The organism is Mannheimia granulomatis (assembly GCF_013377255.1).
Taxonomy (GTDB): Bacteria; Pseudomonadota; Gammaproteobacteria; order Enterobacterales; family Pasteurellaceae; genus Mannheimia; species Mannheimia granulomatis.
In genome coordinates this window covers 1116413-1142081 of sequence record NZ_CP016614.1, presented here as the reverse complement: position 1 = coordinate 1142081, position 25669 = coordinate 1116413, and the positions used below count along the sequence as shown (strand labels likewise).

The following is a 25669-nucleotide window of genomic DNA, read 5'->3' as shown; positions in this document are numbered from 1 at the left end:
AAAAAGAAAGGATTTAAAAGATAAAAGGCAGGAAACCCTGCCTTTTGAAAACGAAAATAAAATTAACGTTTTGAGTATTGTGGACGACGACGTGCTTTGTGTAAACCCACTTTTTTACGTTCAACACGACGAGCATCACGAGTAACAAAGCCCGCTGCACGTAACGCTGGACGTAAAGTCTCATCGTATTCCATTAATGCACGTGTGATACCATGGCGGATCGCACCTGCTTGACCAGAAATACCACCACCGGTTACAGTGATGTATAAATCTAATTTATCTGTTAACTCAACTAATTCTAACGGTTGACGTACGATCATACGTGAAGTTTCACGACCGAAGTAAACTTCTAAAGAACGTTGGTTGATGGTGATATTACCACTGCCCGGTTTGATAAATACACGAGCTGAAGAGCTTTTGCGGCGACCTGTGCCGTAGTTTTGATTTGCTGCTGTCATTTTTCTGCTCCGTGATTAGATGTCTAAAACTTGTGGTTGTTGTGCAGCGTGGTTATGTTCGTTACCTGCGTAAACTTTTAATTTACGGAACATTTCACGACCTAAAGGACCTTTAGGTAACATACCTTTAACTGCGATCTCGATCACTGCTTCTGGACGACGTGCAATCATTTCTTTGAAGGTTGCATCTTTGATACCACCTACGTAGCCAGTGTGCCAGTAGTAGATTTTATCAGTTTCTTTTTTGCCTGTTACTGCTACTTTCTCCGCATTGATAACGATGATGTAATCACCTGTATCTACGTGTGGAGTATATTCAGCTTTATGTTTACCGCGTAAGCGACGTGCTAATTCAGTAGCTAAACGACCTAAAGTTTTACCTGTCGCATCTACTACATACCAGTCACGTTTAACTGTTTCTGGTTTTGCTACAAAAGTTTTCATTAATTAAATACCAATATTTAAAGTTTATAACCCAATTCCTCTAAAGGAATTACCTATATGACGGTAAGAATTCAACCCCTTCGAGTCAATTCTGACCAAACTTATTTGGCGGGAAAATCCAAATAAAACAGGGTGGCAGAATTATACAGATAATTAAGGCAAAAATCTAATATTTTTTATACTTCTTCCGAAAAATTGAATCTATATCACATTTTAATCATTTGGAGCTTTCCAAACAAAAAATGAAATGTTAAAAATAGCGTAAATTAATTCACTTCACATAAGGAGTTTATAATGGAACAATGGACGCTTGATGTTTGGGCTGCTATCGGTGCAGCATTTATTGTGGGAGCTGTAATCGGTTGCACTATGGTTCGAGTATTCCATAGTGGTGTAAAAAAACAGCATGATTTAGAACAGCAACTCAAACAAACCAAAACCGTTGTAGAAGAGCAAAAACAGAAATTGGAGCAACATTTTGAACAATCTGCTCAACTGCTTTCAACCTTAGCAACAGACTATAAAAAACTTTATGCTCATTTAGCGCAAAGTTCAGAACAATTATTACCGGAAACAGCTAAAATCGAGTTTTTCCAACAAGCTCAGCTCTCTGTCAAAACAGAAAAAACAGAAGAAGATCAACCTAGAGATTATTCTGAAGGTTCCTCAGGCTTACTGAAATCGTAAATTTTATTGAAAAAATCACCGCTTGTTATCTCAAGATAACAAGCGTTTTTTTATTCACTATCTAATTCTCTTATGATCGCCTCTTTAAGAGCAAGATTCTGCTGTTCTGATAAAGCTTTTCCATCAGAGGTACTAACAACAAAGAAATCCTCTACTCTTTCACCAATAGTCGTAATTTTAGCATTAATCAAATTTAAATTAAGCTGATTAAAAATATAGCCAACATGAGCTAATAAGCCGTCTCTATCTAAGGTAAACAGCTCAAACGCAGTCTGTGTCTGCGAAGATTGCTCTAAAAAGCGTACTCTGGTTTTCCGTTTAAAAGGCAAATGTTTAACCGGCTTTTTCACAAATTTAGCTGTCTTTTGTGGTGTTTCTAACATTTTAAGCAATGCTTGTTGAATTTGAACACACCTTTCTTCAGTTAGAACCATTCCATTGCTGTCTGTAACAATAAAACTATCTAGCACTAAACCATTTTCGGCAGTAATGATCTGTGCATCATGAATACTGATTTTCTTTTGGCTAAGTAATTGAGCTATACGAGCAAATAATTGTGATTGATCTTGACAGCAGACAAAAATTTCTGTCCCCCCTCGTGCATGCTCATTACTGACCAATACCATAGGGATATGGGCTTTTTTCACATAATTTAATGCATGCCAAACAAGCTGCGTCGATTTATTACGTAAAAAATAGCTTTCCGGGCAGGGCTGCCAAAATTCGGTTAATATTTTCCTCTCGCTGGCTGAAAGCATAAATTTCATTAACTCTAATGCTTGGAAACGATGCTCTCTTGCCACTGCTTTATAATCCAAATTCTCAGCCAACTGCTGTAAAGTAAATTGATATAACTGGGTAAAAAGTGAAAGCTTCCAATCATTCCACAAGCTTTCGCTGGTTGCACAAATATCAGCAACTGTTAAACAAAGTAGAGAAGATAAAGCGGTCTGATTTTGCACTTTTTTTGCAAATGCTTTTACTACTATGGAATCGTGAATATCACGCCGTTGTGCAGTAATCGACATTGTTAAATGTTCTTCCACCAGCCATACCATATAATCGGTTTCAGCTTGGTTAAAACGATGCAATTCGGCAAATTGACGCATATCTTCCGCCCCTAATTTTGCATGATCCCCTTCCCTGCCTTTTGCGATATCGTGAAAGAGTGCAGCAATATAGATTAACGGTCTATTATCCATAAGCTGAGAAAATAAAGTATTACAAAGAGGAAAAACCGAGCCTTTTGGTAATTCACCGAAACGTTCCAAATTCAGCATTACCCGAACAGTGTGTTCATCAACCGTGTAAATATGGAACAAGTCAAATTGCATTAGCCCCTCAATGCCTTTCCATTGCGGCAAATACGCATTTAAAAATCCCAATTGGTGCATCGGCACAATCGCACGGCTCACCACTTGAGGCTGAGCAAATAGCTGCACAAATCGCTCTCGCATTTCAGGTTTTAAGCAGAGTGATGTTTCTTGCTGTTGTAAACATAAACGCAACTGGCGCAAGGTATCTGCTGAGGCGGTTAAATGCGGAAAGTTTGTTAAATGAAAAAACAGTTCCAGCATCGCCATGGGCGCTCGCTTGAATACTTTACGATCTTCGATAAAAATCATCTGATTTTGTTGATAAAAATGCTGATCAAGCGGTTGTTTTTCTTCAATTTTTTGCAATTTTTTCAAATAGGTCTGCTCAAAGCTGTTTAGCAATAATTGGCTAAGCTGAGAAATAGATTTTGTCGCTTGGAAGTAATCTCTCATCATCATTTCTACCGCAGAATTATTCTCACCTTGGTAACCCAGAAATTCGCTTAGCTGTAATTGTCTATCGAATCTTAACCGGTTATCGTAACGTTTAAGCTGCAAGTGAAGTGCAAAACGCATACGAAAAAGCACCGCTTGTGCTGCCACTAATTCAGTATATTCTTCTGAATAAAGCAACCCTTTATTCAGTAAATCTAAAAAGGAATAAACCCCATAATGGCGAAGCATAATCCAAGAGAGCAAATTCAAATCACGCAAGCCGCCGGGGCTGTATTTTAAATCCGGTTCAAGGTTGTAGCTAGTGTTGTGATAACGCTCATAACGTTCATTTTTTTCATCAATTTTTGCCTTAAAAAAAGCGTTAATTTCCCAAAAATCAGATTGATATAAAGCTGATTTCAAACTAAGCCACAGTGGCTGGTTACCAAATAAAAATCGCCCCTCAAGCATATTAGTTGCAACTGAAATTTCGTTTTTACCGATTTCAATACACTCCTCCACTGTACGGATGCTTGTGCCTAATTGTAGCTTACTGTCCCAAAGCAAATTAAAGAGCTTATTTAGGATTTGCTGTGTAGCTTCATCAAGCGGCTTTTCAGTTAACACTAAAATATCTAAATCCGACAATGGGAACATTTCCTCTCGCCCATAGCCTCCAACTGCAATTAAAGCTAAATCACTACGTTTTACCAGACCATAGGTGTGCCATAATTCAACCAATAGCCCATCATAAAAGCGACTACGCTCAGCAATTAATTGGAGCACATCTGTAGTTTGAAATTCCACTCGCTGCTTTTCCATAAACTCAGCAAGCAGCTGTTTTAAGTCATTATTGTTTTTCATCTTGCCATCATCTTTGCACTTCCCAAATTTACAAAATAATAGGGGATTTAGTCTCCTTTGCCTATATTTATTTTTTTTCCGAAGATATAATAAAAGCCCATTTTCTAGCCAAGAGGATAATTTATGACACTTGCATTAGCCGCAATTATTGGAGGCTTAATTCTTTTAGTTTGGAGTGCAGATCGCTTTGTTGAAGGAGCAGCTTGTGCGGCACACCATTTTGGCATGGCTCCCCTGTTAATTGGTATTGTGGTAATTGGTTTCGGTACATCTGCACCTGAAATGATTGTATCAGCCTCTTCTGCATTAAGTGGCTCACCGGGTATCGCACTTGGGAATGCCTATGGGTCTAATATCACTAATATCGCACTGATTTTAGGCTTTACTGCAATAATTAAACCATTATTGGTGCATTCTGATGTAATTAAAAAAGAATTACCTATTTTAATCGTAGTAACCGCACTTTCAGCTTATCTTGTTTACGATACAAATATCACTCGAGTCGATGCAATTATTTTACTTGTTGTGTTCACTGCCTATATGGCTTGGACTGTATTTAGTGCAATGCGGAATAAAAATGATCCTCTCATCAGTGATGTTAATGCTGAGTTAAATGCGATTCCACAAATGACACTAGGCAAATCCGTTATGTGGTTGGTGGTCGGGCTAGTGCTTTTAATCGTGAGTTCCCAATTTTTGGTATGGGGAGCCGTTGAGGTTGCTAAGTTCTTTGGCGTAAGTGACTTAGTCATTGGATTAACTATTGTGGCGGTCGGGACTTCATTACCCGAATTAGCTTCATCTATTGCAGCAGCACGTAAAGGAGAGGTTGATTTAGCCTTAGGTAATATCATTGGCTCTAACTTATTTAACACGCTAGCTGTAGTAGGTATTGCCGGAGCTATTCAGCCAATGCAAGCGGCTCCTGAAGTATTCTCACGTGATATTCTAATCATGTCTGCTTTAACGCTATTGTTATTATTAATGTGTATTAATCTATACCGCAGACCGGAGGGTGGAAGAATTAACCGCTTAGAAGGACTTTTACTCTTCATTGCTTATATCGGCTATAATTTCTATCTATTTAAAACTGCAATTTAACCCCCTTAAATGATAAGAGCCACTAATTCGTGGCTCTTTGATTATCTGATGAACATTAAGCATGTCGGCTTTCAAATTCTTGCATAAATTTAATTAAGGCTTCAATACCCTCAATCGGCATTGCGTTATAAATGGAGGCCCGCATACCACCCAAAACTTTATGCCCTTTAAGAGCGTGTAAACCACAAGCGGTCGCTTCTGCCACAAATTTTGCATTTAACTCATCATTTCCTGTGGTAAAAGTCACGTTCATTAATGAACGGTTCTCTTTCGCCACAACATTGTAATAAAATTTAGAATTATCCAAATAATCATACAATAAGCCGGCTTTAGCTAGATTACGTTTTTCTACTGCCGTTAATCCACCTTCTGCTAATAAATGCTTGAACACTAAAGAGCAAAGATACCATGCAAATGTCGGAGGTGTATTAATCATAGAATCTGCATCACGCTGAACGGCATAGTTCCAAATTGACGGCGTATCCTTATGGGCATTGCCGATTAAATCATCACGAATAATGACAATAGTGATCCCCGCCGGACCTAGATTTTTCTGAGCTCCCGCATAAATCATACCAAATTTACTGATATCAATGCCACGAGATAAAATATCGGACGACATATCTGCTACTAATGGAATGCTTCCAACATTCGGAATATCAAAAATTTCTACACCACTGATGGTTTCATTGGTGCAATAGTGAACATAATCATACTGCTGGGCAATATCACTAAAATCTAAGCGATTCACTTTCAATTCAGGTTCAGTATCCAAAATATTAATTTCATCAATTTCTGTGAAATTTCGGGCTTCTTTCGCTGCACTTGCAGACCAATGCCCTGAATTTAAATAAAGTGCCTTGCCTTTTTTACCGATTAAATTCATCGGAATCGCTGCAAACTGCCCCCTTGCCCCACCTTGTAAAAACAGAATGCGATAATTATCCGGCACATTATAAAGTCGGCGTAAATCAACTTCTGATTGTGCTGCTAACTCGATAAATAATTTACCACGATGGCTTACTTCCATTACCGATGTGCCTTGATTAAGCCAATTTAATAATTCGTTTTGTGCGTGTTCCAACACCTTTTTCGGCATCATTGCTGGGCCTGCACTAAAGTTATAAACTTCTGTCATTGTTCACCTCTTGTATTAACTATATTGATGGTATTCTATCCGAAAAACAGGGGAATACTAGGGGGCTTTCTGAAAAAAAATATTGACTGAAAAAGCAAAATTACTTTGCTAAAAATAAACAAGCGATTGATTTTGCAAAATTTTCACAAAAATCAACCGCTTGTCTTTATTTTACCTTTCGTAAATTAGCGTTTTTTCGCTTTTGCGTTTGGTAAGTCTGTAATAGAGCCTTCAAACACTTCTGCCGCTAATCCAACAGATTCATGTAATGTTGGGTGAGCATGGATAGTTAATGCGATATCTTCCGCATCACAACCCATTTCAATCGCTAAGCCAATTTCACCTAACAATTCGCCACCGTTGGTCCCCACAATCGCACCACCTAATAGACGGTGAGTGTCTTTATCGAAGATTAATTTAGTCATACCTTCTGAACATTCAGACGCGATCGCACGACCTGAAGCAGCCCAAGGGAATTTAGCCACTTCATAATTTAAACCTTCTTGCTTACACTCTTTCTCAGTTTTACCTACCCAAGCAACTTCAGGCTCAGTATAAGCAATTGATGGGATCACTTTTGGATCAAAGTAGTGTTTTTGTCCTGCAATCACTTCTGCAGCAACATGGCCTTCATGTACGCCTTTGTGTGCTAACATTGGCTGACCGACAATATCACCAATCGCGAAAATATGCGGAACATTAGTACGCATTTGTTTATCTACACGGATGAAACCACGCTCATCTACTTCAACGCCCGCTTTACCTGCATCAATCAATTTACCGTTTGGCACACGACCGATTGCAACTAATACTGCATCGTAACGTTTAGTATCGTTACACGCTTTGCCTTCCATTGAAACATAGATACCGTCATCTTTCGCTTCAACTGCAGTCACTTTAGTTTCAAGCATTAACTTGAATTTTTTCTCGATTTGTTTGGTGTAAATCGCAACAACATCTTTATCAGCCGCAGGAATTACTTGGTCGAACATTTCAACCACTTCCACTTCTGAACCTAATGCGTTGTAAACGGTACCCATTTCTAAACCGATGATACCACCACCCATTACAAGTAATTTTTTCGGAATTTCTTTTAACTTAAGGGCATCAGTTGAATCCCAAATACGAGGGTCTTCGTGTGGGATGAACGGAAGCTGAATCGGACGAGAACCCGCAGCGATGATTGCGTTATCAAATTTGATTGTGGTTGGGTTACCATCACGATCACGAGCGACTAAAGTATTCGGATCAGTAAATGCTGCTAAACCTTCTACCACAGCTACTTTACGTGCTTTAGCCATACCCGCTAAACCGCCGGTTAATTTAGAAACAACAGCTTCTTTACCCGCACGTACTTTATCTAAATCGATTGTCGGCTCACCAAATGTAATACCATTGTGAACGGCATGTTTTGCTTCTTCTAATACTTTAGCAACATGTAATAAAGCTTTAGATGGAATACAACCAACGTTTAAACAAACACCACCTAATGTTGAATAACGCTCAACGATCACCGTTTCTAAACCTAAGTCTGCACAGCGGAATGCTGCAGAATAACCTGCAGGACCTGCACCTAACACAACTACTTGCGTTTTAATTTCTTTGCTCATATTTGCCTCAATTTGCTCTACAAGCGGTCATATTTACAAAAAAATTTGCAAAAACAACCGCTTGTTAAAATTACATTACTAAACGACGAATGTCTGCTAATACAGCATTAATGTAAGATAAGAATCTTGCACCATCAGCACCATCAATCACTCGGTGATCGAATGATAATGATAATGGCAGCATTAAACGCGGCTCAAATTCTTTACCATTCCAAACAGGACTCATATCAGAACGAGATACACCTAAAATCGCGACTTCCGGAGCATTCACAATAGGTGTGAAGTGAGTTGTACCAATACCACCTAAACTTGAGATAGTGAAACAGCCACCTTGCATATCTGCTGCAGTTAATTTACCGTCACGCGCTTTTTTAGATACTTCCATCAATTCACGTGAAAGTTCGATAATGCCTTTTTTGTTCACATTTTTGAATACAGGCACTACTAAACCGTTTGGCGTATCCACTGCCACACCGATATTGATGTATTTTTTCAGCGTTAATTTTTGACCGTCTTCAGAAATTGAGCTGTTGAAACGAGGGAAAGCTTCTAATGCTTTCGCCACTGCTTTCATAATGAATACCACCGGTGTGATCTTCACATCTAATTTTTGTTTTTCAGCCAGTTTATTTTGCTCTTTACGGAAGTTTTCTAACTCAGTAATGTCAGTACGATCAAAATGAGTTACATGTGGAATCATTACCCAGTTACGGTGTAAGTTCGCACCTGAAATCTTGTTGATACGGCTTAATTCAACTTCTTCAATTTCACCAAATTTGCTGAAATCTACTTTCGGCCATGGTAATAAACCTAAGCCTGCGCCATTTGCTACACTGTTACCCGCTGCTGCAGAAGCTGTACCACCCGCTTTTTCAAATACTTGAACCGCAGTTTTAACATAAGCTTGAATATCTTCTTTAACGATACGACCTTTACGACCGGTCCCTTTTACTTTATCTAAATTTACACCAAACTCACGAGCTAAACGGCGGATGACCGGCGTTGCATGGGCATAACCTGCACTTGCAACCACTTGCTCTTGACTTAAGCCAGATTCGCCAGCAGTTGATTTCGTAGCTGGAGCTGGTGCTACTGCAGGAGCCACTGGTGCAGCTTGCGCAGGAGCCGTAGCGGCTGCTGGCGCTGAACCTGCCACTTCAAAACGCATAATCAATGAACCGGTTTTCACTTTATCGCCAACATTGATTAAGATCTCTTTTACTACACCGGCAACCGGAGCAGGCACTTCCATAGAAGCTTTATCGCCTTCTACGTTGATGATTGATTGATCAACTTCAACAGTATCGCCCACTTTAACCATAATTTCAGTTACATTGACTTCATCACCACCAATATCCGGTACGTTTACATCTTGCACAGATGCGGTTGCAGGAGCTGCTGCTTGAGCAACCGGCGCTGCTTCTGCTGCCGGAGCCACCGCACCCGTTGAGAATTTCATAATCAATGAGCCGGTAGATACTTTATCGCCAACATTGATTAAAATTTCAGTTACTACACCTGCAAATGGTGCCGGTACTTCCATAGAGGCTTTGTCACCTTCAACATTGATGATTGATTGTTCAGCAGAAACCGAATCACCTACTTTAACCATAATTTCGGTTACGTTTACTTCATCGCCACCGATATCCGGTACATTTACTTCAACGATTGCTGATTGAGCCGCAGGTGCTGAAGCTGGTTCTGCTGCAGGCGCTGCTGCTTGTGGAGCCGGTGCAGCATCTGCACTTTCTAATTCTAACATTGGCGTGCTGGTAGTTACTTTATCGCCTACTTTAACTAAAATCGCTTTTACTACGCCGGCTTCCGGAGAAGGAACTTCCATAGAAGCTTTATCGCCTTCTACATTGATAATACTTTGGTCAACAGATACTGTATCACCAACTTTAACCATTACTTCGGTTACGCTAACTTCATCGCCACCGATATCTGGGATATTAATTTGTTTTGCCATTTTGGTAATCCTTTCTTTATGCAAGCGGTTAAATTTTACAATTTTTTTGCACATAACCACCGCAATACTAAAGACACTAATGCGTCAGAAAATTTAATGCATTATTAGGTAGAGCAATTATATGCCCTACCTTTGAATATTTTGATTATGCGTATAATGGGTTAATACGATCTACATTTAAACCAAATTTCGCGATAGCATCTGCAACAACTTTAGTTTCAATTGTGCCTTCTTTCGCTAATTGAGTTAATGCTGCAACAACTACATAACGCTCATCTACTTCAAAATGCTCACGTAAGTTTGCACGGCTGTCTGAACGCCCGAAACCGTCTGTACCTAATACATGGTAGTGTTTGCTTGGTACATACGCACGAATTTGCTCTGCGTAAAGTTTCATATAGTCAGTTGAAGCAACGGTTGGTAAATCTTTCAACACTTGTGCAACATAAGGAACACGCTGTGTCTCAGTTGGGTGTAATAAGTTCCAACGAGCCACATCCGCACCATCGCGACCTAATTCGTTGAATGATGGTGCTGAGAACACATCTGCAGTTACACCATACTCGTTCGCAAGAATTTGTGCCGCTGCACGCACATGACGCATAATCGCACCAGAGCTTAATAATTGAACGTGACCTTTTCCTTTACCCTCAACGGTTTCAAATTTATATAAACCTTTACGGATACCCTCTTCTGCACCTGCAGGCATTGCGGGCTGTTCAGTCACTTCGTTTAATGTAGTAATGTAATAGAAGATGTCTTCTTGTTTTTCACCATACATACGGTTGATACCATCTTGAACAATCACTGCAACCTCAAATGCGAATGCCGGATCGTAAGTGACACAGTTAGGAATTACACCTGCTTGAATATGGCTATGACCATCTTCGTGTTGTAAGCCTTCGCCGTTTAAAGTTGTACGACCTGAGGTACCACCGATCATAAAGCCACGTGCTAATTGGTCACCCGCTAACCACATCATATCGCCTACACGTTGGAAACCAAACATTGAGTAGTAGATAAAGAATGGAATCATCGGAAGATTACTTACCGAGTAAGATGTTGCTGCAGCAACCCAAGATGCTGTTGCGCCTAATTCGTTGATACCTTCTTGTAATACTTGACCATCTGTCGCTTCACGGTAGTAAGCGACTAAATCACGGTCTGATGGCACATAGTTTTGACCATGTGGGTTGTAAATACCGATTTGACGGAATAAACCTTCCATACCAAAAGTACGAGCTTCATCAGCGATAATTGGCACAATTTGTTTACCGATATTTTTATCTTTTAATAGCGTATTTAGTACACGAGAGAATGCCATTGTGGTTGAAATGCCACGTGGTTGCTCATCTAATAACGCTTGGAACTCAGATAACTCCGGCACTTTGAAATCAACTGTAAATTTCGGTTGACGTACAGGCACATAACCGTTTAATGCTTTACGTTTACCGTGTAAGTAGTTGTGCTCTTCCGAACCTTCTGCAAATTTCACGTATTCTAAGTTTTCAACTTGCTCATCTGTTAATGGTAATTCAAAGTAGTCACGGAAGCCTTTTAAGCTTTCTAATGACATTTTTTTCGATTGGTGAGCGGTATTTTTACTTTCTGCCTCAGGAATACGGTAGCCTTTTACTTGGTGCGCTAAGATCACAACCGGTTTATCTGATTTTTGTGCTTTAGCATAAGCCGCATAAAGTTTCTCAGAATCGTGAGCTCCACGACGTAATGCCCAGATCTCATCATCTGTCATATCAGCCACTAATGCCGCTGTTTCAGGATAACGACCGAAGAAGTGTTCACGAACGTAAGCACCGTTTTTAGACTTAAAGGTCAAGTAGTCACCATCAACAACTTCCATCATTAATTGGCTTAATTTACCTGTAGTATCCTTGGCAAATAATTTATCCCATGAGCTACCCCATAAGACTTTAATTACTTCCCAACCTGCACCGGTAAATAGTGCTTCCAATTCTTGAACGATTTTACCGTTACCGTTTACAGGGCCATCTAAACGCTGTAAGTTACAACTGATAGTGAAAATTAAGTTATTTAATTTTTCACGTCCTGCAAATGATAATGCACCTTTAGATTCGATTTCATCCATCTCACCATCGCCTAAAAATGCATAGACTTTTTGAGCTGAAGTATCTTTTAACCCACGGTTTTCCAAATATTTTAAGAAACGCGCTTGGTAGATTGCATTAACAGGACCTAAACCCATAGATACTGTTGAGAATTGCCAGAATTCAGGCATTAATTTAGGGTGAGGATAAGAAGAAAGACCATCTACAAAAGCCTCTTGACGGAAATTATCCATTTGTTCGGCTGTAATACGTCCTTCTAAAAATGCACGACCATACATACCCGGGGCAGCGTGACCTTGGAAGAATACTAAATCGCCGCCATCTTTTTCTGTAGGTGCTCTAAAGAAGTGATTAAAACACACTTCATACATCGTTGCAGCCGATTGGAATGTTGAAATATGACCACCTAAGTCAAGATCTTTTTTCTGACTACGTAAAACCGATGCAATTGCGTTCCAACGTACAGCAGAACGAATACGACGTTCGATTTTATGATCACCCGGGTAGGCAGGCTGTTCTGAAACAGGAATCGTATTCACATAATCAGTTGTAACACCTGTTGGCAATGCAACACCGCCAGCTCGAGCTTGGCTGATAACTTGTTCAACGATAAATTGCGCTCGTTCTACGCCTTCTTCACGAATTAATGAATCAAGTGATTCTAACCAATCTTGAGTTTCGATTGGATCTACGTCATTTTTCAAGTTCTCTGACATAGTATTCTTCCTTATATTGATGATTGAGGTAATAAATAACAAAATATTAACAATTTTTGTTTGTTTGATGATTTTTAGACCATTTTTGCCAAAAAAATTTTTTTATTTAACGATTATTTCAGCTTCAAATGTATTTGAGAAAATCTTAAAATCATTTTTAAAAACACATTATCTATTTGATTTTTAAACACTTTTTATTGGTTTTATAAAATTTGTTTAAATTTTGTAGATAAATTTGCAGTGCAAGATAACAAAAATAGCTAAATTTGTCTATTTTTGCTAAAAGGTAAATTAGAGCAAATGACACTTAATTTGCTAAAAATAAAGCAAGAAATGCTGTTTTTATCTGATAATAGATAATAAAACTTATCTTAAATTCAGTTAAAGTAGCGTATTTCTCACTATTTATAAGGTTTTTATTAGCTTTACATTTTTGGCAAGAGCCTGAATTAAAGATGGTCCTTGATAAATCATTGCAGAATAGACTTGCAATAAACTCGCACCTGCATCAATTTTCTCCTGACCACTTTCAACAGAGTGAATCCCTCCACTACCGATAATAGGTACCTTCCCCTTCAATTCCTGTGACAGTCTTGAAATCAATCGGGTGCTTAATTCATTTAAGGGTTTACCACTTAAGCCGCCTTGCTGCTCGGCATGTGTAAGGCCTACTATCGTATCTCGAGAGAGCGTAGTATTCCCGGCTATTACCCCATCAATTTGATGACGAAGCAAACTATCTGAGACCGAATCAATCTCTTCATCATTCAGATCAGGGGCAATTTTTAATACAAGCGGTTTATATTTGGTAAATTTTTGCGAAAGTTGAGCTTGTTCTTGTTTTAAATTCTTCAGTAAATCATCTAAGGCTTCACCATATTGCAAACTGCGTAAATTTTTTGTATTGGGTGATGATATATTCACTGTAATATAATCGGCATATTCATATACTTTTCGTAAACAAATTTGATAGTCATCCCAACTTTTCTCAATAGGTGTAACGGCATTTTTACCGATGTTAATGCCTAAAATACCGTCATACTGTGACTTCTTGACATTCTCAACAAGCACATCTACTCCATAATTATTAAAGCCATTACGATTAATAATTCCCTCTGCCTCAAGAACTCTGAATTGGCGTGGTTTTGGATTTCCATCCTGTGCTAATGGCGTAACTGTCCCCACTTCGACAAAGCCAAATCCTAACTTACCAAAACCATCAATTGCCTCACCATTTTTATCCGCCCCGGCTGCCAAGCCGATTGGATTTTTAAATTTTAGCCCCATTACTTCTGTCGGATTATTAGGAACAGGTAGCAAAGAGAAAGGCAACTTCCCTATTAAAGAAAGAGCTTGAATTGAGAATTGATGTGCATTTTCTGCATCAAGAGAAAACAGCACTTTTCGAATTAAAGAATACATAAAATATAATATTTACCTAAAGATTTAACATATAAAAAAGCCCAATCTTTCGACCGGGCTCCTTAATTAAATAAATTTATGCGTCAAACATAGCAGAAATTGACTCTTCATTGCTAATACGGCGAATAGCTTCAGCAAGCATTCCAGATAATGTTAAAACACGAACTTTATTCAATGCTTTAATCTCATTTGATAATGGAATAGTATCTGTTACCACAACTTCATCCAACGCAGGATTTGCTAAGTTTTGAGCTGCTGTGCCAGAGAAAACAGCATGAGTTGCATAAGCAAACACACGTCGAGCACCACGCTCTTTTAATGCTTCAGCCGCTTTCACTAAAGTACCACCGGTATCAATCATATCATCAACTAAAATACAATCACGATCAGCCACATCACCGATAATATGCATTACTTGAGAAACATTCGCTTTTGGACGACGTTTATCAATAATTGCCATATCAGTATCATTTAACAATTTTGCCACTGCACGAGCACGCACTACCCCGCCAATATCCGGAGAAACAACGATAGGATTGACTAAATCTGACTTTTTCAAAATATCATCAATCAGCACAGGTGAGCCAAAAACGTTATCAACCGGCACATCGAAGAAACCTTGGATTTGCTCAGCATGTAAGTCACAGGTCAATACTCTATCAACACCTACGCTTGATAAAAAATCCGCAATCACTTTAGCGGTAATCGGCACACGGGCTGAACGCACACGACGATCTTGACGGGCATAGCCAAAATAAGGAATCACCGCAGTAATACGACCGGCTGAAGCACGGCGTAAGGCATCAACCATAACAATCAATTCCATTAAATTATCATTAGTCGGTGCACAAGTTGATTGCACGATGAAAATGTCGCCCCCACGTACATTTTCGTTAATTTGCACTTGAATTTCACCATCACTAAAACGACCAACGATTGCATTTCCTAAAGAAGTATAAAGATGTTTTGCAATACGATTAGCAAGTTCCGGAGTGGCGTTTCCCGCAAACAGTTTAATATCTGACATGAATTGATCCTTCGATTAATGATGGTTAGATTTGGAATATAATTTTTGATGTAATGGCGAAATATTTTGCCCTTTTGCTACAAACCCAAATATATGTTGAGGTTTATGTGCAAAAACCTGCTCTGCTTCGGCTTTAGAGCTAAATTCGGCAAAAATACAAGCTCCTGTGCCTGTTAGCCTGAACTGTGCATATTGTAACAATTCTTGCATAAGATCTTCAACCTCTGAATATTGATTACGCACAACTTTTTCGCAATCGTTTGCCCAGGTTGAAGAGAGTAATTCGGTCAATGTGCGTTTTTCAGTATTTCTGGGTAAATTAGGATCATTAAAAACAACAGCGGTAGAAATCGAGACTTCAGGCTTCATCACTACATACCATTTTTCTTCGGGAGAACAAGGCGTTAAAATCTCCCCAACACCTTCAGCAAATGCCGAAATGCCTCTCACAAAAATAGGCACATCAGCCCCTAATAAAAGCCCTAATTCCGCAAGCTGTTCAAGTGAAAGCCCGGTTTTCCATAAATGATTAAGCCCGACTAGCACAGTTGCCGCATTGGAAGACCCGCCACCGACACCGCCACCCATGGGCAAATTTTTACGGATACCGATTCTTGCCCCTTTGCTACAAGCGGTTGTTTTTTGCAAAAGTTTTGCAGCTCGATAAATCAGATTATCCTCCACTGCAACACCCTGCACTTGGTTTGTTAATTCAATTTCAGGATTGTCTGTGATTTCAATGTCGATTTCATCCCCAAAATCCAAAAATTGGAACAGGGTTTGCAATTCGTGATAGCCATCTAAACGCTTGCCGGTAATATATAAAAATAAATTTAATTTTGCCGGACTCGGTAAAATCACTTTAGTCATTAATAAGCCCATTTCTCAATACGGATTTTCAACGTTTGGGTACCGTTTTCCAGTACAATCAGCTTTGGTAAATTCGGCACACGATCTTCATGATATTCCACATAGCTGGCTTTCCAAACTGTACCGTTTAGTGGATAACTAAATTGTGAAAGCTGACGCTTTTCATTCACCACATAATTTCCCTCTTTTTCCGGTTGTCCTTTTACCCAATAGGCGAACTGGTCGATTGGGAAAGACACGCCGATAATCTCTTGCATTAACGCATCGATATCACGATCCGAACTTGAATTTCCTTCACTATCAGACACCGTTAAACCCCGTTTGGTACGCTGTAATTTCATGGATTTACTTGAGAGATTTGAGGAAAGCTCTAAGCCAAAATGAATAGGATTATCATATTGCCACTTAAAGTGCGAAGAAAAACGCTCTTCCGGAGAAATATAGCCAAACTGCCCACTTGCTTTATAGCTTTGAATTTTAGCCAACTGAGCCAAATGTTGCTGCCACTTTGGATCATCATGAGCAATTTGCACCGTTGGTGTTTGTACTTCCGTCGGCGCATCTAAAACCGAATTACAAGCAGTTAACATCAACATTGCACTTAACGATAATAATTTTGTGATTTTTTTCATAGTATTCTCAAATATAAAACAACAAGCGGTCTTATTTTCAATAAATTTTGCAATTTTTCAGATAAAAATAACCGCTTGCGATATTAAAATTAATTAAGCACCGAACTGCAAGCTATGCAGTTGTTTATAAGCCCCACCAAATGCCAGCAAATCAGCATGATTACCACGCTCAATAATATCGCCTTGCTCAACAACTAAAATTTCATCCGCTTTTTCAATAGTAGATAAACGGTGAGCGATCACCAATACTGTGCGATCTTTTTGTAACGTATCCAATGCTGATTGAATTGCTCGCTCCGATTCGGTATCCAATGCGGAAGTTGCTTCATCAAGTATCAATACCGGTGAATTACGTAATAAGGCTCGAGCAATCGCCAAACGCTGGCGCTGACCGCCGGATAAACTGGCTCCATTTTCGCCAATAACAGTATCTAGCCCATTGTCTAATTTTTCAATAAATTCCATAGCATGAGCAGCTTTAGCCGCAGCGATAATTTGCTCACGACTATATTTATCAGTCGCAGCATAAGCAATATTATTCGCGATAGTATCGTTAAACAGATGTACTTGCTGAGAAACTACCGAGCAATGTTCACGCAAGTTTTTTAATCTGTAATCTTGAATATTAATGCCATCTAATAAAATTTCACCACTATCAATATCATAAAAACGGGTCAACAATTTAGCAATGGTTGATTTACCCGAGCCTGAACGCCCTACTAATGCAACCGTTTTTCCTTTTGGAATAGTAAAAGAGATCTGATTTAACGCTTTTTCATCTTTGCCTTCATAAGTAAAACTCACATTTCTGAATTCTACGTTACCCTCAGCTCTCTCTACTACCGTTGTTCCTTGATCTTTTTCCGTTTTTAAATCTAAAAACTCAAACAAGGTTTGGCACGCAGCCATACCACGTTGGAATTGTGAGTTAACATTAGTGAGTGATTTTAATGGACGAAGCATTGCCATCATTGACGAAAAAACCACAGTAAAAGAACCCGCAGTTAAATTTTCGCTCATGACTTCAGGAAAAGTAGCGACATAAAGCACTGCCGATAAAGCAAAAGAAGCAATTAATTGCACCACTCCGTCAGAAATACCATCGGCAGAAACCACCTTCATACCTTTACGACGCATATCATTACTTACTCGCTCAAAGCGTTCCTTTTCGACTTCATGCCCGCCAAAAGATAATACTTCTTTATGCCCTTTTAGCATTTGCTCGGTTGTAACCGTTAATTCGCCCATTGAGCTTTGAATATTACGGCTTAATTTGCGGAAATATTTAGAGACGAAACCGATCAAAATCCCGATAATCGGAGCCATAATAAATAAGACAATCGAAAGCTGCCAACTGGTATAAATCATCACCACAAATAAAGAGATTAAATAAGCCCCTTCACGCACAATAGTGACTAACGAATGGGAGGAGGAGGTTGCTACCATTTCGGTATCATAAGTAACACGGGAAAGTAAACGCCCGGTCGGGTTATTGTCAAAATAGCTGACCGGCATATACATCAAATGTTGGAAAATTTTACGGCGTAGGGTCATCACTACTTTGCCGGAAACCCAAGCTAAGCAATAGCTTGCAATATAATTGGTTACCCCACGAACTAAAATAAAAACTATAACTAAAACAGCCATTAATTTTAAAAAGCTGTTATCTGCCTTACCAAACCCCTCATCTAATAGCGGTTTTAGCAAATAAATTAAGCTGGAATCTACCAACGCATTAAGCACTAAAGCAATTGCTCCTGCAATCAAGCCTACCTTAAACGGACTAATAGTCGGCCATAACCTTTTGAAGGTTTTAACAGTGGAGAGATCTTTTTCTTGAGTTATTTGTTCTTGCATAAATTCTCTATTTTTATTGAAAAATCAGACTATTGTACATGGATTTCGGGCAGTTACAAAATTAATAAAATAAAGTAATAACCATCTTAAAAATAAAAGGGGCCAATATAGAAGAAAGCACACCACAAGCCACTAATGCAATAGAACTATAACTTCCCGCTTTAAGGCTATATTCCAAACATCTACCGGTACCCAAAGCATGTGAAGCAGCGCCCATACTTAACCCAATAGCCCGAATATTTCGTACTCTGGCAAAACGTAATAGTAGAAAACCAAAAATTGCGCCAACTAACCCTGCAATCATTACACCTACCGCCATAATTGCTACATTTCCATTAATTTCATTGTTGATAATCACTGCCATTGGCATTGAAACCGATTTTGGTAGCACTGCGGCTAAAATTGCTTGGTCTGCTCCGAATAATAACGCAAAACCTATTCCGGTCAGAAGGGTAACAAAAGTGCTAAATACTAAAATAAATAAAATTTCACGCCATTTTTTTCGGATCTGTGGAAGTTGCTCATAAAAAGGTAACGCTAATGCTACCACAGAGACACCTAAGAAATTATTTAGTGGGAAATTACCTTGATAATAGTCATGATAAGAAATTTTAAAAAACAATAATATCGTAATAAGAAATACTAGTGCGATTAAAAATGGATTTAAAATAGTACTGCGTAATTTTTGGCTGACTTTTAATCCAATCCAAAAAGCAACCATTGTTAAAAGAGAATATAAATAAATCATCTTAGCCCCTCTTATTTATTTTTCTATGAAAGATCCATTGTGCAAAAACACCAATCAGAACAAGAGAAAGGGAGGTGCTTAAAATATTGGATAACACAAGAGAGTTTAGGTTTTGAGCTAACAAATCAAAATGTTCCACCAACTCTACACAAATCGGTAAAAAAAAGAGCGTCATATATCGGATTAATAATCGCCCACCAGGTATTACCCAGTCAACTTTGATTATGCCACTCACTAATCCCATTAAAAGTAGTAACATGCCTAAAATGCTATCTGGAATCCCAATAGGGAAAAAATAAACCATTAATTTCCCTAAATATAAAAACATAAACAATAAAACCAAGGATAACAAAACTCTAATAATTTTTAACAGCATATTTCCTCCAAAAACAACATACAAGCGGCCAATTTTTCATTATTTTTGTAAAAAACTTTGTACATTTAACCACTTACAATCTCAAAATAACTAAGTATTTTTTAAAAACTGAACCACCTCATCTAAATCTCGCGTCCGCCTTGAAGGTGGTAAGCTTTTTAAGAAAGTTTGCCCATAATTTCGCATCACTAAACGGGAATCACAAATAATCACCACACCTCGGTCGCTCACATCACGAATTAAACGTCCTACCCCCTGTTTTAGAGTGATAACGGCCTCTGGGATCTGAATATCGTTAAACGGCTCACCACCTTGCAGTTTGCAATCTTCCATTCGTGCTTTTAGCAATGGCTCGTCCGGTGAAGAAAAAGGTAATTTATCGATAATCACCAAAGATAAATCATCGCCCCTCACATCAATTCCCTCCCAAAAGCTTTGGGTAGCAACTAAAACCGAATTACCTTCCTTCACAAATTTTTCTAACAAACGACTCTTGCTGGTTTCACCTTGCAATAACACATTTAGTGAACTATGTTCTCGTAAAAAGTCTGCCAAACCCCGCATCATATAATAAGAGGTGCAAAGTAAAAAACAACGCCCGTTGTTAGCTTCAATCACAGGCTGCAACATCTGCCCTAATGCAGTTAAAGTATGAGATTTGTTAGTATCCGGCAAATAGCGTGGCACACAAAGCAATGACTGATTTTGATAATCGAACGGACTTTGTAACACTAATTGCTCAGCATTTTCAATGCCTAGACGTTGACAAAAATGGTTAAAATTGCCACCAACCTCTAGCGTCGCAGAAGTAAAAACCCAGCCAATCTTTTGATTTTTAAGCTGCTCACCAAACTTATCTGCTACCGTTAAAGGCGTGATATGCAACCCGAAAGACCGACCATTAATCTCATACCAATAGCAATAGCCTGTTACGTTAGTGTCCATTAATTTTTTCAGTTGAACTTTCACTTCCGCCAACCGCTCGAAAATTTTATCCAAAGTTTCCGAACGCCCGAGAGATTTCTTCACTACTTCACTTAAAAAATCAATATTTTCAGATACTTTCACCAAGCCATCTACTACTTTTTGGTCACGAAACAGCTCTCGCAAATTCCCCCTAATTTGCCCTTCTCCACCAATTAATAAACGAAAATCTTGCACTACTTTGGTGAGATGATCCGAAGCCTTGCCCAGTTGAGCTGCATCTTTTAATTCCGTGCGATAAACAATATTAGTATCTTTGCAAATATCAAAAAGTTGGCGGGAAGAGAGCGATTGTCCAAAATATTGGCTAGCGATGTCAGGTAGTTGATGGGCTTCATCAAAAATCACTAATTCTGCCTCAGGGATAAGCTCACCAAAGCCGGTTTCTTTCACCGCCATATCTGCACAAAACAGATGATGATTAACCACAACCACATCGGCTTCCATTGCCTTACGCCGCGCCTGTACCACATAGCAATCTTTAAAATGCGGGCAATCAGAGCCTAAACAACTTTCAGTTGTACTCACTAATTGCGGTAAAATCGGGCTATCTTCAGCAATCGTAACACATTCGCTGAGATCACCGCTTTTAGTCAAATTTTGCCACTTAGTGACCTTTTTCAAATCAGCAAGGACAGATTTATCGCCTAATACTCCCATCGCCACGACTTGATCCAATCGTTCTAGACAGAGATAGTTTGCCCGCCCTTTCAACAAAGCCACTTTACCTTTATATTTCAAGGCTTTTTGAATAGTAGGGAGATCTCGATTAAAAAGCTGATCTTGTAAGTTTTTCGAGCCGGTGGAGACAATGGTTTTTTTACCCGACAGCAACGCCGGCACCAAATAGGCAAAAGTTTTACCCGTACCGGTACCGGCTTCAACCACTACAGGAGTAGCAAATTTGACTGCTTTTCCGACCGCTTGAGCCATTTCCAGCTGTGCTTCTCTTGGGCGAAAGCCTTTGATATTTTGGCTTAATAAACCGTCTTCATTAAACGCATTGAGAATTTTATTGTCGTATTTTGTCATTTAAAATAAGACAAGCGGTTGAATTTGCAAAATATTTTACAAAAAACCGCTTGTAGAATAGTAATTTGTCAGTTTCCTAATAATAAACCATCATCACTGAGTTGCTCGTGACGATTTTGTTGAAACAGTTCCAGTAAATCAGGAACATCCATTTTTTTACGTTGCTCACCAGAAACATCAAAGGCAACTTGCCCTTGATGCAGCATTACCGTACGATCGCCATAATCTAGCGCTTGACGCATGGAATGCGTTACCATAAGAGTGGTTAACTTCTGCTCTCGCACGATTTTATTGGTTAATTCCAACACGAAGTCGGTAGTTTTCGGATCTAAAGCTGCAGTATGCTCATCGAGCAACAAAATATTAGACGGTTGAAGAGAGGCCATTAATAAACTTACCGCTTGGCGTTGTCCGCCGGACAATCTTCCCATCTGATCTGTTAAACGATTCTCTAAGCCCAATCCTAAAAGAAAGAGTTTTTCTTTGAACAATTCGCGCATCTGGCGTCTAATTGCAAACCCCAAACCACGTTTACCACCACGCTGATAAGCAAGAGCCATATTTTCTTCAATCGTTAGACTTTCACAGGTACCTGCCATTGGATCTTGGAATACTCTTGCCACTTGGCTTGCTCGCTGCCAAGTAGTAGTGTTATTAACTTTATTACCCTGAATTAAAATTTCGCCCGAATCTACTTCGCAATCACCGCTAATAGCATTTAGCATCGTAGATTTACCTGCTCCGTTGCTGCCAATGACAGAAACAAATTCACCTTGTTCAACTTTTAATGATAAACCTCGCAAAACCGGATTTTCAATTGCGGTGCCTTTATTGAAGGTAATAAATAGGTTATTTAATTCAATCATATTACCCCCTTTAATTCGCGAGTTTTTGCTTGATTCTTGGCAAAGCTAATACAATTATTACAAGTAAAGCAGTAATTAAATTTAAATCTTGCGGCCCAAAGCCAATGCCGTTTAAGGTATCATTATTCAAGGCCAAAGCAATAAAGCAACGATATAACACCGAGCCGATAATCACGGCAAATGTAAGCCAAATAATGCGTTTTACCGAGAATATTGCTTCACCGATAATCACTGCTGCAAGCCCGATAACAATGGTCCCCACGCCGATAGAAATATCCACACCGCCATTACTTTGTACATATAAAGCGCCACCTAATGCAATCAAAGCATTAGATATTGCCATACCGAGAATAGTCATTTTATTCACAGCAATGCCTTGTGCTTTAGCCATTCGGCTGTTCGTGCCGGTGGCTCTGATTGCTAAGCCGGTTTCCGTTGCAAAAAACAGATCGAACAAGCATTTCACCACCACTACAACCAACAATGCCATCACTAATCGCACTAACGCCAGTTGCAGATCATTTTCAATCAGCATCACATCATAAATCGTCGTTTCACCAAGAATTGCGATATTCGGCATTCCCATAATGCGTAAATTGATGGAATAAAGTGCTATCATCATCAAAATACTGGCAAGCAATTTTTCAATTTTAAAGCCGATATGCAAGCTTGCGGTAATCATTCCTGCCACTGCTCCGGCTAAAGTACCATATAGCGTAGCAAGCCAAGGATCGACTTGACTTAAAATGCTGATCACACACACCGCACCACCTAAAGGAAAACTGCCGTCTGCGGTTAAATCGGGGAAATCGAGAATTTTATAGGAAATCAGCACACCTAAAGCAACAAGGGCATAGATTAAGCCTAGCTCTAAGGCACCAATCCAGGTGATATTCGTTAAAAACGAACTGAGAAAATGAATAATACTGTCCATTTGTTGTTATTTTATTATAGTTAAATAAAGTGAAAATAATCGCACTACTATAGTAGTACAAATTTATGCGGCATTTTACGCTATTTTAAAGATAAAATCAGCTAATTATTTATATTTGCAACTTTTTCGAAAAAAATGACCGCTTTCTTCCATCCTAAATCGCTTTATATTTATTTGTATTTTCTCATTGTTTCTTGCGTTAGCTCAAAATTAATTTATATAACTGCAGTAAAATTAACACAAAATTCTCTTGATATCGGATGACCTATGTTAAACAAATGGTTTCTAACAAAAAATACCTTTCTAGCCGTCAAACCTTTTAGTGCATTAAAAGATGCTTTTCAGGCAGGTTATACTCAAAAACATTTAGTACGCGATATTATTGCCGGCCTAACCGTTGGCGTTATTGCCATTCCGCTTTCTATGGCATTGGCAATTGCTAGTGGCGTGCCGCCACAGCACGGTTTATACACAGCAATTGTGGCCGGCTTTGTAATAGCCTTAACAGGAGGATCAAGGTTTAATATTTCAGGACCAACAGCCGCATTTGTGGTTATTTTATACCCTGTCACACAACAATTCGGTTTAAGCGGACTTTTAATGGCAACGTTGCTTTCGGGAATTATCTTAGTACTAATGGCGTTACTACGTTTAGGACGTTTAATTGAATACATTCCTCTCCCGGTTACCTTAGGTTTTACCTGTGGGATAGGTATTGTGATTGCGACCCTCCAAATTAAAGATTTTCTGGGTTTAACCGTTAGTGAGATGCCCGAACACTATATCGGAAAAGTCAATACACTTTTGACCGCCTTACCTACAATAAACTGGGCGGATACCTTAGTCGGCATCGCGACTTTTTTCATATTGACTCACTGGCATAAATTAAGATTACCGATTCCGGGGCATTTACCTGCGGTGATTATCGGTACGCTTTTATCGCTATTACTTATTTCATTTGGGAGTCATGTAGCAACTATTGGGACAGCTTTCCAATATGTTCTGCCGGATGGCACGATTGAATATGGTATTCCAAGTGTACTGCCGGAATTTACACTGCCTTGGAATATGCCTAATCCACAAGGGGAAAAAGTTAATTGGAATCTCACAAACCTCCAAGCATTATTACCTGCAGCTTTTTCAATGGCTATGCTTGGTGCAATTGAATCACTATTATGTGCGGTAGTTTGCGATAACATGACCAATACTAAACACCATCCTAACAATGAATTACTCGCACAAGGGCTAGGCAATATTACCTCACCATTTTTAGGCGGTATTACCGCAACAGCAGCTATTGCACGTTCAGCTGCTAATGTAAGATCAGGTGCAGTTTCCCCAATATCCAGCATGGTTCATGCGTTACTGGTTTTATTTGCATTATTATTCTTTGCTAAAGCACTCTCTTACTTACCGCTTTCATCAATGGCAGCCTTATTGCTGGTTGTTGCGTGGAATATGGCGGATATTCCTCAAATTATTCAGCTCATCCGCCGTTCAGGAAAAAATGAAATTGCGGTGTTAATCACTTGCATTACGCTGACTGTATTATTTGATATGGTTATTGCAATTACAGTTGGCGTGTTGCTGGCAAGCCTATTATTCATTCGCACCATTGCAGAAATGACAAAAACCATTGAAATGGCTGCACCGCAAGATTTGGAAGATGTTTTAGTTTATCGAATCAGTGGACCACTCTTTTTTGCCGCTGCCGATAATTTATTTGCTGATTTACACGAAAAAACCATTCATACCGACCAAGAAATCAAACATATCGTTCTACAATGCGATGCAGTTACGGTACTTGATGCAGGAGGAATTCATGCTCTCACTCGCTTTGTTCAGCACATGCTACCGCACCAGAAGCTTTATATGAGCAATGTACAATTTCAGCCGATGCGAATGTTAGTGCGTTCGCAAAAAATCGTACCGGAAATTCAGCAAATTCAATTCAGTAGTGATTTAGAATCTGTTTTTGAAAAGATTAGACAGGCAGAATTGCAACAAAGTTAAATAATGATAAAAAACAAGCGGTTATATTTTTAGTATTTTTTGCAATTGCAAAATTTTAGAAAAATATAACCGCTTGTACC

20 protein-coding genes are annotated in these 25669 nt (G+C 39.0%); 3 read left to right on the top strand and 17 right to left on the bottom strand.

Features of this window, described 5'->3' with window-relative positions; all coding sequences use genetic code 11:
* Positions 1 to 62 precede the first annotated feature (62 nt).
* The gene (gene rpsI / locus A6B41_RS05350) at positions 63 to 458 is read right to left on the bottom strand and encodes a 30S ribosomal protein S9 (RefSeq protein WP_025217229.1); all 396 of its coding nucleotides are present in this window, start codon (positions 456 to 458) and stop codon (positions 63 to 65) included.
* 15 nt (positions 459 to 473) lie between these two features.
* Positions 474 to 902 carry a 50S ribosomal protein L13 gene (gene rplM, locus A6B41_RS05345; RefSeq protein ID WP_005596850.1) on the bottom strand — a complete coding sequence of 143 codons (429 nt, stop codon included), beginning with the start codon at positions 900 to 902 and terminating at the stop codon, positions 474 to 476.
* A 294-nt stretch (positions 903 to 1196) separates the two neighbouring features.
* Here rplM and A6B41_RS05340 point away from each other — a divergent pair, with 294 nt between their 5' ends.
* Complete coding sequence (locus tag A6B41_RS05340) at positions 1197 to 1589, top strand: Z-ring associated ZapG family protein (protein WP_027074659.1); 393 nt, start codon at positions 1197 to 1199, stop codon at positions 1587 to 1589.
* 50 nt (positions 1590 to 1639) lie between these two features.
* Here A6B41_RS05340 and glnD read toward each other — a convergent pair whose 3' ends face one another.
* Entirely contained in the window at positions 1640 to 4204 is a 2565-nt protein-coding gene (gene glnD, locus A6B41_RS05335; protein ID WP_027074660.1) for a bifunctional uridylyltransferase/uridylyl-removing protein GlnD, read from the bottom strand.
* A 123-nt stretch (positions 4205 to 4327) separates the two neighbouring features.
* Here glnD and A6B41_RS05330 point away from each other — a divergent pair, with 123 nt between their 5' ends.
* Complete coding sequence (locus A6B41_RS05330; RefSeq protein WP_027074661.1) at positions 4328 to 5305, top strand: calcium/sodium antiporter; 978 nt, start codon at positions 4328 to 4330, stop codon at positions 5303 to 5305.
* 55 nt (positions 5306 to 5360) lie between these two features.
* Here A6B41_RS05330 and serC read toward each other — a convergent pair whose 3' ends face one another.
* From serC to A6B41_RS05260, 14 genes are all read right to left on the bottom strand, one after another.
* Positions 5361 to 6443: a 3-phosphoserine/phosphohydroxythreonine transaminase gene (gene serC / locus A6B41_RS05325; RefSeq protein ID WP_027074662.1), complete on the bottom strand. Its 1083-nt coding sequence runs from the start codon at positions 6441 to 6443 to the stop codon at positions 5361 to 5363.
* Positions 6444 to 6628: 185 nt separating this feature from the next.
* On the bottom strand, positions 6629 to 8053 hold the full coding sequence (gene lpdA, locus A6B41_RS05320) for a dihydrolipoyl dehydrogenase (RefSeq protein ID WP_027074663.1): 1425 nt from the start codon (positions 8051 to 8053) through the stop codon (positions 6629 to 6631).
* 70 nt (positions 8054 to 8123) lie between these two features.
* Positions 8124 to 10025, bottom strand: coding sequence for a pyruvate dehydrogenase complex dihydrolipoyllysine-residue acetyltransferase (gene aceF, locus A6B41_RS05315; protein ID WP_027074664.1), 1902 nt, complete (start codon positions 10023 to 10025; stop codon positions 8124 to 8126).
* A gap of 145 nt (positions 10026 to 10170) precedes the next feature.
* The gene (gene aceE / locus A6B41_RS05310; RefSeq protein ID WP_027074665.1) at positions 10171 to 12828 is read right to left on the bottom strand and encodes a pyruvate dehydrogenase (acetyl-transferring), homodimeric type; all 2658 of its coding nucleotides are present in this window, start codon (positions 12826 to 12828) and stop codon (positions 10171 to 10173) included.
* A 405-nt stretch (positions 12829 to 13233) separates the two neighbouring features.
* Positions 13234 to 14250 (bottom strand): quinone-dependent dihydroorotate dehydrogenase, encoded by a 1017-nt coding sequence (gene pyrD / locus A6B41_RS05305; protein ID WP_027074666.1) that lies wholly within the window; start codon positions 14248 to 14250, stop codon positions 13234 to 13236.
* 76 nt (positions 14251 to 14326) lie between these two features.
* Positions 14327 to 15277 (bottom strand): ribose-phosphate pyrophosphokinase, encoded by a 951-nt coding sequence (locus A6B41_RS05300; RefSeq protein ID WP_027074667.1) that lies wholly within the window; start codon positions 15275 to 15277, stop codon positions 14327 to 14329.
* Positions 15278 to 15292: 15 nt separating this feature from the next.
* Entirely contained in the window at positions 15293 to 16147 is an 855-nt protein-coding gene (gene ispE / locus A6B41_RS05295; protein WP_032847563.1) for a 4-(cytidine 5'-diphospho)-2-C-methyl-D-erythritol kinase, read from the bottom strand.
* Positions 16147 to 16779: a lipoprotein insertase outer membrane protein LolB gene (gene lolB / locus A6B41_RS05290; RefSeq protein ID WP_027074669.1), complete on the bottom strand. Its 633-nt coding sequence runs from the start codon at positions 16777 to 16779 to the stop codon at positions 16147 to 16149. The genes ispE and lolB overlap by 1 nt, the downstream gene beginning before the upstream one ends.
* A gap of 93 nt (positions 16780 to 16872) precedes the next feature.
* A complete protein-coding gene (msbA, locus tag A6B41_RS05285; protein ID WP_027074670.1) occupies positions 16873 to 18636 on the bottom strand; it encodes a lipid A ABC transporter ATP-binding protein/permease MsbA in 1764 nt (587 codons plus the stop codon).
* A 61-nt stretch (positions 18637 to 18697) separates the two neighbouring features.
* Positions 18698 to 19384: an LrgB family protein gene (locus A6B41_RS05280; RefSeq protein WP_027074671.1), complete on the bottom strand. Its 687-nt coding sequence runs from the start codon at positions 19382 to 19384 to the stop codon at positions 18698 to 18700.
* Position 19385: 1 nt separating this feature from the next.
* The gene (locus A6B41_RS05275; RefSeq protein ID WP_027074672.1) at positions 19386 to 19760 is read right to left on the bottom strand and encodes a CidA/LrgA family protein; all 375 of its coding nucleotides are present in this window, start codon (positions 19758 to 19760) and stop codon (positions 19386 to 19388) included.
* A gap of 90 nt (positions 19761 to 19850) precedes the next feature.
* Positions 19851 to 21776, bottom strand: coding sequence for an ATP-dependent DNA helicase (locus A6B41_RS05270; protein WP_027074673.1), 1926 nt, complete (start codon positions 21774 to 21776; stop codon positions 19851 to 19853).
* 68 nt (positions 21777 to 21844) lie between these two features.
* The gene (locus A6B41_RS05265; RefSeq protein WP_027074674.1) at positions 21845 to 22642 is read right to left on the bottom strand and encodes an ABC transporter ATP-binding protein; all 798 of its coding nucleotides are present in this window, start codon (positions 22640 to 22642) and stop codon (positions 21845 to 21847) included.
* Positions 22643 to 22652: 10 nt separating this feature from the next.
* On the bottom strand, positions 22653 to 23576 hold the full coding sequence (locus A6B41_RS05260; RefSeq protein WP_027074675.1) for an ABC transporter permease: 924 nt from the start codon (positions 23574 to 23576) through the stop codon (positions 22653 to 22655).
* Positions 23577 to 23843: 267 nt separating this feature from the next.
* On the opposite strand from A6B41_RS05260, the gene dauA reads away from it, so the two are divergent.
* A complete protein-coding gene (gene dauA / locus A6B41_RS05255) occupies positions 23844 to 25589 on the top strand; it encodes a C4-dicarboxylic acid transporter DauA (RefSeq protein WP_027074676.1) in 1746 nt (581 codons plus the stop codon).
* Positions 25590 to 25669: the final 80 nt, after the last annotated feature.